Genomic DNA, 16,390 nt, shown 5'->3' on the forward strand with positions numbered 1-16,390 from the left:
TTACGTCAGCGGGGACTGCCGGCAAGCGTGCCGGGGTAGTCGAGCACCCCTGCAGTACGACCAGGACCAGGGCAGCAGCGATCAGGGAGGGAACAGCAGATGTCAAGGCTGCTCCGCCGATAACCCTGCGCAGGCACTCCGCTGCTGCGAACAATCTGCTCATGACGTCGCCCTCGGTTGCGCTGAGTGGCCTGATCCGTGCCGCGGACGGCTATAGCTGCCTTTAAGCTTTCATCAAGGCTCTCACCTTTTATAGGCTACACGCTGAACGATCGGGTCCGGCCCTGCTAAAAGATGATGGGGACATTTCCTTTAGTTGCTAAATTCGCCCGCCTGGCGAGGGAAGCACTCACGGAATCCGTCACTGCCCTTTTCCGCTATTCGCGCGAGGTCACGGGCAGCGTCCGAAGAATGTGCGGCGCAGGCCTGTCGATGGCCGCGGACAGCGCTCCGTTTCGTGCAGGTGAAAGAGGCGCGGCCGTCTGTGCTGAAGCCATAGGCAGAAAGGCGCCAGCACCCCAACCATGGCTAACACGTCATCGTGGGTGGGTGCCTCTGGCCCGCGCGCATGCTCGCGGGTAATGCTGCGAAGATCACGGGAGTACATGGATTTCCGAACAAACCTTCGACTGTGGCGCGATCTGCAAGTCATACTGACCGGAGCAACGGACAGGATACTGAGATGGCTAACCCGTCTCGGACTGGTGAAACTGGGACGCAGCGACGTAACCCTTGTATGCGACCATGCGCAGTTATTTGTCCTCGCCTGCCGGTGCCGTCGGCGAGGAGGCGCGACGACAGTCCATCCGGTTTCCGGAGCAAACATCAGCAGAACTACTCCGCCGAAGCTTGGAGAGAAACTGGCCCGTTTCAGTGGTTCTCCCCGGCCCCGCACGGCGCCGCGGGCTTACCTCGTGCAGCCCCTTCCCCAAGATTTCCACACTCATGTCGCTTGCGACTAGTCCGAATTGACGTTGGCTAGCGGCTCGCGCCCCCGTATCCTCGTCTGCGCGCCACTGGCCAGCTATCACAGCCTTCTGGTGCGCCATGCAAATTGAAACCATGCGAGGATGCCACCAGATGCAGTCATTCGAAGGTAAGGTTGCGTTTGTCACCGGCGCGGCTACTGGCATCGGTCGCCAGACTGCGCTGAGCTTCGCCAGGTCCGGCGCTGACGTCGCACTGCTAGATACCGCCACGGTTGCCGCTGAGGAAACCGCGCATGACATCGAAAAAGCCGGGGCCAAGGCCATCTTTGTCCGCGCAGACGTTGCGCAAGGTGCGGACGTCGCCGGGGCGATAGATCAGACCATCCGATCCCTGGGCCGTCTTGACTTTGCTTTCAACAACGCCGGCATCGCTCCGCGCGGCGCGCCGATCTGCGATTTCTCCGAGGACGAGTGGGACAAGACCATTGCCGTCAACCTGAAGGGCGTCTGGCTGTGCATGAAATACCAGTGTGCACAGATGCTGGAGTACGGCGCAGGGGTCATCGTCAATACGTCCTCCATCATGGGGCTCGTCAGCGGACCCGGACTGTCGGCTTACTCCGCCTCAAAGGCCGGGGTGCTCGGACTGACCCGGTCAGTTGCGGTGGACTACGCCAGCCGCGGCATCCGCGTCAACGCCATTTGCCCCGGCGGCATTGCGCACACGGCTATCACCGACCGCCCAGAGAACCAGCAAGACATGGCCCAACTGACGCTCGCAACGCCCATGCAAAGGCTGGGCGAGCCGGCCGACATTGCCAGCGCCGTGATGTGGCTCTGCTCGCCCGGCGCAAGCTTTGTCACTGGCCAGGCCATCGCTGTCGATGGTGGCTTCACGGTCTGGTAAGGCGAAGCGGTCGTCAAGTACTCCCCAAGGAGGCCTAAGATGTTCTGCTACGGAATCTGTTCCGTCTGGATCGCGTCCGCCACGGCAACGATACCATCCCGCTTTAGGGGCCCACGATAAAGCCCCCGGCTCGGCTTGCCGAGCGGGCACCGACGGTCGAGCGGCGGTTGCACTCGGAATCGGTCGATACCGTCTCTCGGATCTGAAAGCCTGTTGAGGGTCTCGAAGAGATGATGAACAGTATGCGGAGATCCGTGACGTGCCGCACCGCCCTGCCCCGCCGATGACGAAGACTTCTCGCCGGCGAGCAGATCGGCGATACCACCGCCAGTGCCGCGAGACATACCCGGCATAATGTCTAAACTCTGGCGCTGCGCGCGTACGTTATCAGGTAACGCAAAAGAGAGAGTCGAGAACTAAATGCGAAAAAAGCATACGGCAGGCAACCTGCCTGCTCGGCCACGGGATTGCAACGTGTCACCACGCGAACCGGCACAAATTCATTGTGCTTCTACTAGCGTGCCGGAGCATGGAAAATGCGGCGGTCAATACCAAGCTTTGTCCCAAAGGCATGCATTCATCGGCAGGTTTTCGCGTAGTTGTCTGGCGCGTCGAGACGCTACAGACTTTCCTGGTCGACAAATCGGCCGTGCCTGCGTAGTGCTGGCAGCAGCACTTCATCCGCATAAGGGCAGCCGGTAAAGCCCGGATCGGTCTGGCCCGACTTCCTTGCTTCATCCGCCGCGTGGGACTCCTCCGCGAGCAGGCGTGCAAGCAGCGCCTCGTAGCCAGCTTTCCACGCTTGCGCGTCTGGAAATACCACGCGCAACTCCTTAAGAATATCCATCCCGGCAAAATCCAGGTCGCCCCAGAAATGAACTGGGCGCGTGTCGTCGGTGCCATGCAGCCATGCAAGAAAGCTACGCCCCAATGCCGCATTCCGCTCAAACACGCTCGGGGCAAAGTAGACTGAGCTGCCACCCGGCTGGCGCAGCCTCCTCGCGCTCGCCTTGTATCCGGATGCGAATATCAGGACAAAACCCTCGGCGGCGCTCAGCCTCCCCGCCGCCATCGACTCGAACGTTGCGGCATTCTCCACAAACAGGACCGGGGCGGCAGGATCGGCTGTACGCGCAGCTACCAGCAGTTGCACCGGCTTGTCTGGAAAGGGGCAAACTTCCGTGTCAAGCAACAGGGCAATGGCCTCCTGCTGGCCGTTGAGAACTTTAGACAGGCCCCAGAACTGCCGGCTTGCTACCTCATGGAGCATGAGGCTCTCGCTCGCAAGCGCCGGGATGCCCGCGAAACGCTCTAGCACCTGCTCCGGTGAACGCGGAAGGATGAGGATCGGGCGGGACAGCAGCCGCTCGCACAGCGCCGCGTTGTTGACGCGCGCTGGCACAGCCTTCCGCCACTGAGCCATCCAGGCGACCACGGCATTGGGCTGGCGCCCCGTCTCGTCGCGAAGAAACGCTTCCGCTTGAGCTGCGATGACGAGCTTCGGTGAGCGCTCCCAGATATCAAGATCCCGCTGGCCACGACGCTGGTCTAGCATCAGTGCAAATCCGGGTTGCGCCTGCAGCGCTTCCAGGGCGCGCCATACGAACATGCGTTCGCCGTGAAGGTCGATCGAGAAAAACTCCGGCCACGTCCCGGCACTCAACGGGAAGCCGATATCGCGGCGTCTCTCGGCAAACGGCTTTGCCTCGATACGGTCCACCAGTGCATTCAGCAACGCGGTGAGCGCGTCCGGCCGGCGCCCCGGAATGTCGTCGGCGCTCATGCCCCCATGTCCGAGATCAACTGCTTGCGCGCCTCTTGCAAGTCGAACTGCCATGCCGCTTCACGGCGCACCGCCTCCCGACGTTCAGTCCATAGGGCATGTAGTCGGTCGGCCTTCAAGAGGGAGCTGTCCACCTCGGTAATCTTATCGAGTTCGCCTGCCAGGCCCTCAACCTTCATCAGAGAAAAACGATGCTCGAAGCTGAACAACTCGAGCAGGGGACCGGACGCGCGGGACGGCATGGCAACCACCAGTTGCAAGCCAAGGTTCTCATTGAGATAGCGCATCACAGCAGCGGTGCGGCCTTCGTCCATCTTGTCGAAGGCCTCGTCGATCATCATGAGCTTCAGGCTCGGCGTCTTCTCGAACTGCCGAAATGCCTGGGCCAGCACCGCGGCCCGCACCAGATAGGCTGGCGTCATCAGCTCGCCTCCCGAGAACGTCGCCATTCTTGCCAAGGACGCCTCGCGCCCGTCCTCCGAATATTTGCGGATGTCATATTGGCGATAGTTGCGGTAGTCCGCTATGTCCTTCAGTCGCCGCAATGCGTGGTCGCGGTTGGTGTCGAGCAATAGCAGCTTGATGTCGTCCAGCGCCACGACGCTTTCGGCAGAAAGGACGCCTTCGGCGGCCGAGAACAAATCCACCGGCGTTTGTGTCTCGGCCAGCCGGTTCAGTTCTTGGAACAGGTCGAAGTACTTTTTGTACTCCTTGACCATCTGCCCGTATTCGATCTCAAAACGGTCTTCGCCGAATGCCAGTCGCTTGAGCTTCTCATTGAGCCGCTTGAGCGGATCGATGCCCTGCTCCACCGCGGTGCGTACGGCCAGCGCGAAATGCGTGCTGAAGGTGTTGTTGAAGCTCTTCTCGGCGTCCCGCAGCTCGCTGGTGTTGTTGAGAATGCGCACTTGGTCGAGCCGTTCTAACATGGCCGAGATCTGTCGCCGGGCGGCAGGTACGCCGCCATAGGCTTGCCACTCGTACTCCCCCTGGGTTGACTGGCAAGGCTGAAAGTCGACCCGCTCATCGAACGAGGATGACAAGAGATTATGGGCCTCCAGTTTCCGCTCGAATGCCTCGCGCTCCTGGCGGTAGATCCCGGCTTGCTGGCGCCGCCGCCCATCAAAGGACGCGGCGGTCTGCTCCTTGGCCGCTTCCCGAGCGCGCTGCTCCAGCCGGACTGGATCGAAATGCGGATTGAGCCGGATCAGTTCAGCCACGCGGGCGTTTATCTGGCGCACGGCATCTTTGCACTCAACAAGCTTAGCTTCAGCGTCACCGATGTTCGCTTCGAAGCCACGCGCCCTCCCCTCCGCTTCGCCTGCTAAGCGTGATGCGGTATTGGATAGGCGGTGGTGGCCCTCCAATAGCTGCTCCGCACGCGCCACGCGCCGCTCCAGCACGATGAGATCGGCGTCATCTAGGCTGGCGAGCTGCGCCGCGAGACTATTCAGTTCGCGCTGCGTCTCACCCAGCTTGTCCAGCATTGGCGCGACAGGCACAAGCTGCAGGGCGAGCAGACGCGCACCCCACGCGGCCAACTCCGCAGCGCCTGCGCGATGTGCGTCCCTTTCCTGCGACTTTTCGTCGATCTGCCGGACGAGCCTCACCACGCGCTTGCGCCGGGCCTCGGCACCGAAGGCCAGTTCGCCGTCGTCCACCCATGACGAAAACATCTTGAACCCCCCACTGGCCATGCCGTCCACGGTCAGTGCCTGTGGCGCGCCGCGCAGCGCCTGCGCATCCGCTACCTTGACATAACGGCCGTAACTTGCAACCAGATAGGCGCGCGCGGTCTCATCGGCGATCACCAATTCCTGCAGCACGGCGTCGGGCGACAGCGCCTGGTTTTCCGCCCGCCGCTTGGCCAGTTCGCCCTGCACCACGGAAGCCTCTCGTCCTTGTCTAGTCGCCACCAGCTCGTGTCGCAGCGCCCGGATGGCGCTCGCCTCGTATTGCGCGTCCACCAGGATCACGAAGCGGTTGCCGCCCAAAAGCCCTTCGATAGCGTTCTGCCAGCGTGAGCCCTCCCGCGGCTGGACAAGGTTGCAAAGTACCCTGGGACGGGCGCCCGGCATCTGGGCCTCGAGATATCGGACTGCGACCTCCACATGCGCCGGCAAGTCAAAGTGGCCATCTTCCAGCCCTTGCCGGCGCCGCTTCAGGTCGTCGATTTCTCCTTGCAGGGCGGCAGCGCGATCCGACTCCCGCGCCTGCTCCTGTACCACTGCCCCATACAGGCCGTCGGCGCCGTGCAGTCGCTGCGCAATGGGAGCCAGGGCGGCATCCAGCTTGGCGAACCGGTCGCGCCGCAGGCTCGCGGGTTCGATCTGCGCGCCTGTCAGCATCGCCGCCAACTCACGCGCGGCGGCTTGGCCGTCCGCGCCATCGATCGCCGTGGCATCGACAACCAGCCGCTCCACATGGGATGCGTAGGCGGAGGCCGGTCCTGCAGGCAGTTTGGCCAGGGCAGCCAGTTCGTCGAGCACGCCGCGCAAGCCCGCTAGGGCGGCCAGAACGTCCAGCGCGATACGGGATCGCCCATCGGTGGCCACGGCTATCTCGCGGCTGAGCCGCTCACGATCCTGCGCCACCGGATTGCCGTTGAGCCGACCCTTGGCAGTGCCATGCAATTCCGTGGCGCGCTTCAGCGCCTGTGCATGCCGGTCGGCAAGCGCCTGCTGCTTCTCGACATCGGCTAAGGCAAGACGCCGGCAGGCCTCCAGCCTTTGGATCTCCTCCTCGACATCCCGCTGTCGGCGCAGTACTTCGCCCAGTTCGGCCTCCATGGCCTCTTCGAACGCGGCAAGGAACGCATCCGCGTGTGCCTTCAGCACGCCCAGCCGCTCCCGGCACGCCAGTAATTCGGTGGCGATCTTGCGCAGACGTTGCACGTTTTGCATGAGCGAAGCGATATGCCCGATCTGATCGGAAAAATCAGGCTCGGCCAGCACCTGCTCCCGGATCAACTCGTCCACCGAGCCGACGGTCTTGCGAGCAATGGACTGGACGAAAGCCCGCGCCGCCGCTTCGGCCTCGCGCGGCCCGACCAGCGTCTTGCCACCACCGCGAAACTCAGCATAGAGCTTGCACAGATAATCTTCGATGCTGTTCTCGAACGGCAGGACGCGCGGATAGCGCTGGCGCAGCCGATGGTAGATATCCTCGACCTTCACCGCGGTAATGGAATTGCCCTTGCGCGACTCGATGAAATCCGCCTCCATTACGCGGCTGCCTGGTAGCACAAAGTAGAGCTTGCGCGCCACGTCGACGCTGCGACCTTGCTCGCGCGTACCAGACACGGCAGCTTCGACGGCCACCACGGCGGTGAATGGTTCGGCGGACTCCCACTCATCGGGCGCGAAGACGGCGACGACATAGGTGTGCGATCCATACGGCCGGACGCAGAGGTTGTCGCGCATGCCTACCGCGTAAGACGCCAGCGTCCGCCTCACCTTGCCGCCCGCGCGCGAGGCGCCGCTCTCGTCCTGCGCCGAGTTGAACACGTTGATGTGCTGCTTGCCGCCGGTCATGACCAGCTGGATCGCGTCCTGGAAAGAGGACTTCCCAACGCCGGTCGAACCCGACAGCAAGGTGGTGTGGCCAAAGGGGTATTCCCGGGACACCACGAAGCCCCAGTTGACCAGGATGAGCTTCTCAAGCCTCATCGTCGGGCTCCGGCGACGTGACGGCCGACACGGGCGTCCGTGTTTCGGTCAGCAGGGCATCAATGGCGGAATCCGCCACGAACTGCAGGATCGTCCCACGAATGGCGACCAGAGCGTCAGCATCTTCCACCTCGGAATCCGCCCGGTAATCGATCAGACGGGCACGCTTCAGGTCGGCGAAGAGCTTCTCCCGCGCAGTCTTGGCCGGCAGTGAGCGGCGCGCCTGCGCAGTCAGCGTGGCATTCAGGTATTCCACGGTGACAAGCGCTTCGTTGCGCTCGTTGATCGAGCCTTGGCGCAGGCTTTCGTTGTACAGCAAGCGCAGCACCAGGCAGCATGCCACGAAATCGGCGGAGAGCTTCGCCCGCACGGCGTCCACCGCGATAGCATCGTCCTCGGCGGGCAGTCCCGGCACGCGCGCCCCCGGCGGGTAAAGCCGAAAATAACTCTGATGTCGCTCGTGCAGCAGCCGGAACCCGCCCACATCGAAGTACGCATTGAGCAGGCCTTCGATACGCACGGCGTCGTCGTAGAGCTGACGCTCGATGGCGCTGTCCTCCCGGTGCAAGATGGACAGCCCGAACAGGCGGCCAAGGATCTGCCCGAACGCCTCCGGCCGGACGCCCCCCGCCTTCAGTTCCGCTTCCACCAGTTGCCCAATCGTAATTTCATCCATGGCCGATGTGGCGCCTCCTGATTGCATAGTCAGTGCCCGACATGATGGCATTGTCCAGCGGCTCGGCATCTAGCCGCTCCACGTCCAGTCCCTCATGGTCCCGTGCTGCCTCGACTGCCCGCAACAACGATAACGCCTGGATAGCATCGTCGACCGGCAACTCGGATAGGCGCAGCGCGCCCGTACCACGCATGGAACCGAGCAAGTAATCCACGACATCGTGATGCGACAAGGAGAAGGCCCGCTCCTGCGCTTGCCGCACGAACTGACGCAAACGCTCTTCTCGTGTGATTTCCGGAACGATGCTCACGGCCTGTGCCCGGTTACGCTCGGCGGTCTTTCTCGGCTGCACCGCGGCCGGATCATACAGCGCCACGCTTACCGGTGCGAGCGCCGCTCCCTGCCGCTCCAGCCACGCGCCCTGATCCCGCTCCGGCATCTCCCCCAGGCGGCGGATCAGGGTGGACAATGCCGCCCCGCTGCCTGATGCCCCCATGAACAGACTCTGCGACAACAAGACCACATGGCGGCGGACATAGCTTTCCATGGCCCGGAACAATTCCGGCTGTTTCGTCCGGCAGGCCGCGGTCACCATCTCGTCGATCCGATCAAGCATCCATCTCAAGATCGCCCCGTCCGGCGCGGCCTGCGCGGCCCATGCCGCGTGGTTGGCCAAGTCATCGTCAATGGCCTGCATCTCGGCCGCGCTCAAATCGTTAAGACGTTCGATTAGCGCCCCGATGTCCAGCCGGTGGCGCTCGGCATTGTCATAGACTAGGCGGGGCGAGAACTCATCACGAAAACGTCGCTCTACGAACTCGATAAACCCATCCCAATTGCCCTGCACATGCGCATCGAGCAATATCTTGCGAGCCAGGTCGTAAAAGAGCTCGATATCTTCGGAGAGGTCGGCAATGACCCGATCGGCATACTCGTAGGCGTCGAGCAGGTCCTCCACATCGCGGCGCTCGATGAAGGCACTCAGTGCATTCTTGCAGGAGCGCATGTTGCGCTGACGGGTCCGTTCGCGTGGGCGGTCGGCCAGCGTCAGCGCCTGAGCGAAGATCTTGCCGGCGCGGGTGAAGCGATAGGCGGTAACCAGTCGGACGCGATCCTCGGCGGTTTCCAGCCAGCCGTCCGCAACAAGGAGGCGCACGATGGCGCTTGCCAGCTTCTGGTCGTCGGCCAGGTCACCGGCGGCGAATCCGTCGTCGCCATCTTCACCGGCAGGATCGGCCGGCAGCGTGGCGGACTGCATCGTCTGGACAAAGAGGTCACGCAAGTCCTCGCGCCCAAGGATGGAGCGGTAGTCGGCATGGGAGCCATAAAGCCGCGCATAGAATGCGCGGATGCAGGCAGCGATCAGCTTTCGCCTCTTCAGCGTCAACGGACGAAAGAACTGCGGATACCCCGAATCCACCATCGCGGCTGATGTCCCCCTTAACACTCTCGCATTGCACCTGCGTACCATCGACACAGCGAACAAAATCGTACGATACCACCCCGCCCTGCACTGCGCCGCCGCGCGACCTGTTTCAGGGATTCCATTACGCCTGGCGCCGGCGCACCCAGTGCTGGGCTGCGCCCTGGCGACCCGGTAGGTGCCTTACGAGCCGGAATGGGTACCGCAGTTGGACTTGGCCCAAATACGATGGGGGACGGAACCTCACCGGGACCCGCTCGGCATCGAGCCACCCGCCAGCACCACGGCCTGCGTCTGCGGCCGGGCCGTCACCCATCTATCTTCGCGTCGCATAGCGCTCGCCCCTGGCATGGCACCACCGACCGGCGCAAACCTCAGGCCGTCATCCCATAGCCCAACGCGCGAATATGTGTCCGGAACTTATCTTCGTCCTCGAGCCGCACTACCACATGCTTATCACCGGCGCGCAGACACAGATGGGCGGTCTCCTTGCGAGTGGCCAGCATGGCTGCCATTTGCGCGTCATTGCAATCAATCAGCAGCGTGGTCCCCGCAACTTTCAGCGCCTTGCCCTGCTTGCCAGCCCGCTTGATGAAGGATTCCACCGTGTCTGGTACCGGCTGGTCGTCCCGGGCCTGCAGGAATTCGCGAAGTTCGGCGATGTCATGCCCCCTCTCGACCGCTACGATGGCCTTCTGAAGGTCGAGCCGCCAGAGTCTGTCCGCCTCTTCGGTTGCCCACATGTCCAGAACCAGAGACTCTTCTGCCGACAGACGGCCCGCGATGACCTTGACCTGCATGCCGGGCATGACGGATAGCCTTACGCTAGACTGGACCGGCGCCGGCGTGTAGTGGCCGCTGGCGCCAAGGCAATAGGCGCCCAACGAGGTCACGCGAAAATAGGCCAGGCCATCGTAGCGACTGAGGAATTGGAGTTCGTCCGTTCCCCACATATCGTGAAAATTAGGCCGAGCCCCCGCCGGTTCGGTGTATGCGATATCAATGATGCCAAGTGGCGCCACATACTCGAACAGGAAGCAGAGCATATACCGCAACTGAAGAATGTCCCAGTCATGGTAGCCGCTGTGCCCCAGGCTGCCGTAATCCGGCTCACAAATGTAAAGACTCCAAGGGTCGCGGGCCACGTCGAAAGTATGCCCAGTTGCCACCATGAAACGGGAAAACGCGTCGATGCTGATCCACTTCCCGGCCGGACAACGCTGCAGCATCTCTGCGATCGCCGCGCGGCGCGGCGCCACTGCAGCCATCGCACCGCCCTTGGCTTTTTGCCCCTTGATGACATCTATTCGGCTAAATTCATCCAGCGACGTCGCTTTCAGCCATTTCCGCCAGATTTTGACAAGCACGTCAGCCGTTGGCGTCGTCAGGGCTGTCAGTCCAGCCTTGCTTAGCACCAGCTTGCTCCCGTTACGCTGCACAAGCCCCGCTGCCTGAAGCAGCATCGGCCAAGAAAATGCCTTGATCGGCCCTATCTCCTGATCGGTGGGTCCCGGCACGGGCTCGGCGTAGTAGTCGCTACCGGACAGTTGCCCGCACAACAATTGCAACGTCGCCGTGCCCGGCAGCGCTGTCTTCTCGCTGACCTTAAGCTTTCCCTGATCCACCAGACGCAGTAGCAGCGGTAGATCCGCCAGGGCATCGCGCTCACACAGCCGCACCGACAATGGGCTTTCACCGTATATGCCGGGAAGCGAATCGACCGTGTCCAGCCGGACAGGCTCTGGCGCCGGCACGAATGCCATGAGCCGCTCGTTCAGATCGGCTGGCACGTAGCGCCATCCATTCTGATAGTACAAAAACAGGCACAACGCCGTGGGCGGCCCATGGTGCTCGTGTCGGCGCCGCTCGTCCCGGACCGAAAAATTCGGCAAACGCCCATACTTGGCTCGAAACCGCGTGGCATTAAAGCAGCCATCCTCCGCATAGGTGGCCTCTGCTACCGCCAGACGTTGAGTCTTGTCCAGCCCCTCCCACAGCGCTTGCAGCCTGTCGCCGGCAAGGTTGCGCAGGATCTCTTCAACCAGCCCACTCTTCTTTCCGATGCGTGAGGCTTCCGGAAGCCAGCGCATCAGCGATTTCAGATTGTCTACCGTGAGATTGTTCAGCGCTTCAGTGAGAGAAATTATGGGCATAGGCAACCTGGGCAATTCTTCAGAACACTTCCGGCCTAGTAGCAGGGGCCAGAAATCAGCAAACGTGATGATAGTCCGTACATTGACATCCTCCCAATCAGCGACGGCAAGTGGGTCACTTTCTACAAGAACGGCGAGGAAGTCTGGGCGTGCAATGCCCTGTATGCCGCTGCGCATTTCGATTTTTCTGCCGTATCCAACGCCTGCACGCCGACCACCGGCTGAGATGCGGGTGCCGCCGGCAGACACCCTGCTCTTCACCTCCAAACATAACGCCCCGGTAATCAGCAAAATTTCGCTCTTCGTGCCTTATGTTTAAAGATTGCACGCAGCAAGCGGTGAAGGCCTGCGCAGACCGTTCCATTCGCAGGACGCGCTTTTGGCGAAATGTGCACCATAATTATCAAAGCTCACCTACCATATTGCACCTTATGTGGCGAGTTCGATGCATTGCGCTCCTTCCGACGCTATGACGTTTCTGGCCAAGTGCCTCTTGCACGCCAGGCGTCAGCCCCTTCAGCACGTAGATTTGCTATACTTGTACAAGTTATAGTACTAGTAATCTAAGGAGGTCGGTATGCGTACCATCCATTTCTCCGACGCCCGCAGCAACCTAAAGGCAGTCATGGACCAGGCCATCGACGACCACGACGCTGTGCTCATCACACGCCGCGACGCGCCGAACGTGGTCATCATGTCGCAAGACCAGTACGACAGTTGGATGGAAACGATGCATTTGCTTAGCTCGCCGGCTAACGCCGCGCGCCTGCTGCGTTCTATTCAGCAGCATCGCGCTGGCATGGCCGAGAAGCACGACCTGATCGACCCGGACGCTGAATGACGCGCCGGTTGACCTTTATGCCAGATGCCTGGGAAGACTATGTCTATTGGCAGGGCCAAGACAGGAAAACGCTCAAGCGCATCAACGCCCTAATCCAGGACGCCCAACGCGAACCGTTCGACGGGCTCGGCAAGCCCGAGCCGCTGAAAGGCAACCTGTCGGGCTACTGGTCGCGGCGAATCGACGACAGCAACCGCTTGGTGTATTTCGCCAACGACGATGAACTGACCATTATCGCTTGTCGGCTTCATTATGGCGACAAGTAAGCCCTAAAATCCGGCTCCTAACACAGCTGTTCGATCACGCTCGGGTACCGTCAGCAAGGACCCGAGCGACAAAGGTGCCCGCGGGCCCCAAACAGTAAGTCCAGCAGTTTTCGGGATATTCGCCTGTATCACCCTTCGGCCCGATAAGCAGTTCGTTATCGGACCTTATTGCCCTGCCGCCGCAACGCCGGCCGAGCCTCCCTCCGCCCGCATCAAGCATGTGACGACGTCAAGTGCAATGGCAGTAGCCGGCCATTAGCTGCCCTTGGCGACTGTCGACTCCCCGGCACTGACCTACAACCCTGTCGGTCGGTCCGTCGGTTGACGAATGTCCTCCGTTCGATAGAATGAGCGTTCACTCACTCATTGCTCTTTATGGCCCGCCCTCTCAGTGCAGACAAGCGCCAAACGATCCTCGAGGCGGCCACTCGGCTGATCGCAGAGGAAGGACTATCCGCCTCCACAGCTCGCATCGCGAGGGCAGCCGGCGTGGCCGAGGGGACCATCTTCATCTACTTTGGGAGCAAGGACGAGCTGGCCAATCAGCTGTATCTGGACCTCAAAAGCCAGCTGCGACTGGCTTATTCGGAACCGCCGGGCTCTAAGGATTTGCGCGAAAGTCTTGGGCAGTTTTGGTCCGCCTACGTGAGCTGGGGGCTGGCGCATCCAGCGCAGCGCCAAGCGATGGCGAAGCTCAAAGTCTCCGACCGAATCACCCCCACAACGCGGGCGTCGGCCGCGGAAAGCTTCCAAGTCGTCAGCGGCCTATTGATAAAGGCCAGGTCGCTGGGGGCGCTGCGCAAGCAGCCCCCGGCATTCGTCGGCGCGCTGATGGTTGCGATGGCCGAGGCCACTATCGATTCGATCGCCGCGGAGCCCAAGCTCGCCAAAACCGCTTGCGCCGACGGCTTCTCAGCATTCTGGCGCGCCATCGCGACGGGCTGATTTCTAACGAGCGCCCCGCCGTTTTTCGACCCAATTGAAGAAGGAACGAAGATGAATGTACCAACCCGACGCGATTTTCTCGCGGTCGCGGCCCTAGGCGTCGCCGGACTCGTCGCGGGCTGCACGTCGCCGGCCCGACGGAATCCACACAACTTGGAAGGAAGCATGATGATGCGTAAAGTGAGTTTCAAGCGAGATGGCTTGACGCTGGCGGGAAACCTGTTCGAGCCCGAGAACTTGAACGAGAGCGGCCGCTACCCGGCGGTCGTCGTGGCGGGCTCTCTAAGTTCGGTTAAAGAGCAGATGGCGGGCGCTTACGGGCGCACGCTCGCGGAGAACGGGTTCGTGGCGCTTGTGATCGACTACAGTCACTATGGCGAAAGCGAAGGGCAGCCTCGGCAATTGGAGTCTCCCGCCGCAAAATTGAGCGATCTGAAAGCCGCCGTCTCGTATCTAACTGCCTTGCCTTATACGAAGGCTATCGGGATGGTCGGAGTGTGCACATCAGGCGGAAACGGCGCTTACCTCGTCGCTGCCGATGAGCGCGTCAAGGCGTTTGCGACGGTCGCTGCATTCCTTCCAGACCCCGAGTTAAACGAACGTCTTGTCGGCGCGGCGGAAATTGCGCGGCGTCGCGCGGCGGGAGCGGAGGCGAAGCTGAGATTCGAGCGGAGCGGCGAGCAGGTGACGGTGCCGACCTACAGCGTGGATGATCCGAGCGCCCTGAATTACAACCCGAAGGGAAATTACGACTACTACTTCAACAAGGCGCGCGGCGGCGTTCCAGAGTGGAAGAACGAGTTCGCCGTGATGTCGCACGGGCCGTGGTTGGATTTCGATCCGGTGAGCAAGGCGTCGGCCATCAAAGTTCCGACGATTATGGTTCACTCCGACGGATGCGCCTTCCCTGAGCAGGCCAAGAAGTTCTACTCGCTCCTGGGGGCAGTGAAGGAATTGGCGTGGGGGGACGGCACCCATTTCGACTATTACGATCAACCGGCGCAGATCGACTATGCGGTAAAGAATGTCGCCGCCTTCCTCCACAAACATCTGTCTTAGGGAATGTTCTATGACACGTGTGAGGCTACCGACGAGATCAAGCCTCCGAGCGACTGATCGCCAGCGTCAAAGTGCGACGGCTGGATGCTAACGCTCAATCAACCAAACGGTCGTCTGCCTATGTGTTCCTCCTGCGGAGCCCCCTTCGGGCGGGTCTGCACGGGTCCGACTGACTGCTTTGAGGCGACGAGTTCAGGATCGCGGATGTCGCTGAAGGGTCGTCCTCTGCCCTACGCGGGCCGGCCCAGGAAGCCGCTCAGTTTTGCTCGGCGTCGGACCGTACCCGGCCAAAAGGAGCCACTCGGGAGCGGCCGCCGCTCCGGCGAACGGTCGCGGGGGTGCACCCGGCTTGGCGCGCGGTACCGAACGTCACGGTCTTGCAAGTTGTACGCCGCACTTCTGCAATGGGGCGGCGCTATACTTCGCAGCGATGCGTCCAGCGCATCCCCGCCCCGCACCGCGAGAACCCACCCTATGACCGAAGCCACCGCCCTGACGCCCGACGAACTCCAGGAGCTTGACGATCTGCTGGACGACCTGCGCCAGCGCGCTGAGGAAATCCCGCAATGGGAGTTCTGCGACGGCTTTCTCACGGCCCTGGTCTGCACGCGCCGCTGCATCCCCGCTTCCGACTACCTGCCCATGCTGCTGGGCGACGGCGCGGCGCTCGACGTGGCCGAGGGCAGCCCGTTGCCGTTGCTACCCGCGTTCCATGATGCGGCCCAGCAGGCCCGCTTCATGGAGCTGTGGCAGCGCCGATGGAACGAGGTGGAGCACCAGCTCGACCAGCCCGTGGAGACGCTGGAGGACGAACGCACCTTCCAGCCCGAGGCCATGGACATGCGCGGCGCCATCTTGAGCCTGCCCCAGGAAGAGCGTGCCGAGATGGACGGGCGGGAAATCCCGTCGTTTGGCCAGGTGTGGGCGCTGGGGTTCATGTTCGTGGTGGAGAACTGGCCCGAGGAATGGGCCACCCCGCGCGACAAGGAGGCTGCTCAGTGGCTGGACGACGCGCTCGACGGCATCGTCGCTCTGACCGAGGACGACACCGGCCAACCCGAGGTCTGCATGTACAGTGAGGATGGCCCGCCCAGCACCAGCCTGGCGCGCGTGGAAACCTTCGGCGAGGCGATCTGGGCTGTCTACGACCTGCGCCAGATCTGGAAGAGCCTGGGCCCGCGCGTGGAGGCCGTGGTGAAGGGCGACCAGCCCGGTCGCAACGACCCGTGCCCTTGCGGCAGCGGCAAGAAGTTCAAGAAGTGCCACGGGAGATAAGGGCAAAGCGCTTTCTCGCAGTTTATAGCTGCATGTACCTTGTCTTTCGAGTGGCGGGCCGCCCGAATTGCTCGGGCGAGTCGGGTGAGGCTGGCTGGTCGTCGCCGCCCAAAGTCGAGCGACCGGTGGCCAGCCGGCGATTTGCTCGCGGGGGCCGTGTCCGTTTAGGCTTGTTCGACGCCTGCCAGCAACGCGCGGTGGCACACTCACATTCCTGCGGATGACGGCAGGCATCGAACAACCCTAAACGGCAAGAGACGATTGATCTGGCGGCCGAGGCGCTGCCCTGCGCTCAGCCCAGAAAACCGAAGCGGCAGAACTACAGAGTCATGGCCTGGCGACGAGCCGTTGGCGAATCTGCCAGGCCAGCACGTCTACCGACCGAGTCGCTGGGGCAAAACGAAAGCGACCTGGTGCGACCCACTCCCCAAGACGCATCCATCCGTCAGGGAATATGCAGACGTG

The 16,390-nt window shown here is 62.1% G+C and carries 11 protein-coding genes; 6 read left to right on the top strand and 5 right to left on the bottom strand.

What is annotated here, in order from left to right; translation table 11 throughout:
• Positions 1–1,047 precede the first annotated feature (1,047 nt).
• Positions 1,048–1,836 (top strand): SDR family NAD(P)-dependent oxidoreductase, encoded by a 789-nt coding sequence (locus MKD38_RS28155; protein ID WP_240619777.1) that lies wholly within the window; start codon positions 1,048–1,050, stop codon positions 1,834–1,836.
• Positions 1,837–2,455: 619 nt separating this feature from the next.
• Here the strand turns inward: MKD38_RS28155 and MKD38_RS28160 are convergent.
• The 5 genes from MKD38_RS28160 to MKD38_RS28180 form a co-directional block, all read right to left on the bottom strand.
• Positions 2,456–3,619 carry a Wadjet anti-phage system protein JetD domain-containing protein gene (locus MKD38_RS28160; RefSeq protein ID WP_012354438.1) on the bottom strand — a complete coding sequence of 388 codons (1,164 nt, stop codon included), beginning with the start codon at positions 3,617–3,619 and terminating at the stop codon, positions 2,456–2,458.
• Positions 3,616–7,287 carry an SbcC/MukB-like Walker B domain-containing protein gene (locus MKD38_RS28165; RefSeq protein ID WP_012354437.1) on the bottom strand — a complete coding sequence of 1,224 codons (3,672 nt, stop codon included), beginning with the start codon at positions 7,285–7,287 and terminating at the stop codon, positions 3,616–3,618. Before MKD38_RS28165 ends, MKD38_RS28160 begins: the two co-directional genes overlap by 4 nt.
• On the bottom strand, positions 7,277–7,963 hold the full coding sequence (locus tag MKD38_RS28170) for a DUF4194 domain-containing protein (protein ID WP_012354436.1): 687 nt from the start codon (positions 7,961–7,963) through the stop codon (positions 7,277–7,279). The genes MKD38_RS28165 and MKD38_RS28170 overlap by 11 nt, the downstream gene beginning before the upstream one ends.
• Positions 7,956–9,386: a Wadjet anti-phage system protein JetA family protein gene (locus MKD38_RS28175; RefSeq protein WP_012354435.1), complete on the bottom strand. Its 1,431-nt coding sequence runs from the start codon at positions 9,384–9,386 to the stop codon at positions 7,956–7,958. The genes MKD38_RS28170 and MKD38_RS28175 overlap by 8 nt, the downstream gene beginning before the upstream one ends.
• Positions 9,387–9,760: 374 nt before the next feature.
• Positions 9,761–11,800, bottom strand: coding sequence for a hypothetical protein (locus MKD38_RS28180; RefSeq protein WP_240074705.1), 2,040 nt, complete (start codon positions 11,798–11,800; stop codon positions 9,761–9,763).
• Positions 11,801–12,116: 316 nt separating this feature from the next.
• On the opposite strand from MKD38_RS28180, the gene MKD38_RS28185 reads away from it, so the two are divergent.
• The 5 genes from MKD38_RS28185 (at position 12,117) to MKD38_RS28205 (ending at position 15,925) form a co-directional block, all read left to right on the top strand.
• Positions 12,117–12,380 (top strand): type II toxin-antitoxin system Phd/YefM family antitoxin, encoded by a 264-nt coding sequence (locus MKD38_RS28185; RefSeq protein ID WP_012354432.1) that lies wholly within the window; start codon positions 12,117–12,119, stop codon positions 12,378–12,380.
• Positions 12,377–12,646, top strand: coding sequence for a Txe/YoeB family addiction module toxin (locus tag MKD38_RS28190; RefSeq protein WP_012354431.1), 270 nt, complete (start codon positions 12,377–12,379; stop codon positions 12,644–12,646). The genes MKD38_RS28185 and MKD38_RS28190 overlap by 4 nt, the downstream gene beginning before the upstream one ends.
• A 375-nt stretch (positions 12,647–13,021) precedes the next feature.
• Positions 13,022–13,591, top strand: coding sequence for a TetR/AcrR family transcriptional regulator (locus tag MKD38_RS28195; RefSeq protein WP_012354430.1), 570 nt, complete (start codon positions 13,022–13,024; stop codon positions 13,589–13,591).
• A gap of 51 nt (positions 13,592–13,642) precedes the next feature.
• Complete coding sequence (locus tag MKD38_RS28200; protein ID WP_115671161.1) at positions 13,643–14,650, top strand: alpha/beta fold hydrolase; 1,008 nt, start codon at positions 13,643–13,645, stop codon at positions 14,648–14,650.
• 474 nt (positions 14,651–15,124) lie between these two features.
• Positions 15,125–15,925, top strand: coding sequence for a YecA/YgfB family protein (locus MKD38_RS28205; protein WP_012354428.1), 801 nt, complete (start codon positions 15,125–15,127; stop codon positions 15,923–15,925).
• Positions 15,926–16,390 lie beyond the last annotated feature (465 nt).

This window comes from Cupriavidus sp. WGlv3 (assembly GCF_023952475.1).
Classification (GTDB): Bacteria; Pseudomonadota; Gammaproteobacteria; order Burkholderiales; family Burkholderiaceae; genus Cupriavidus; species Cupriavidus phytorum.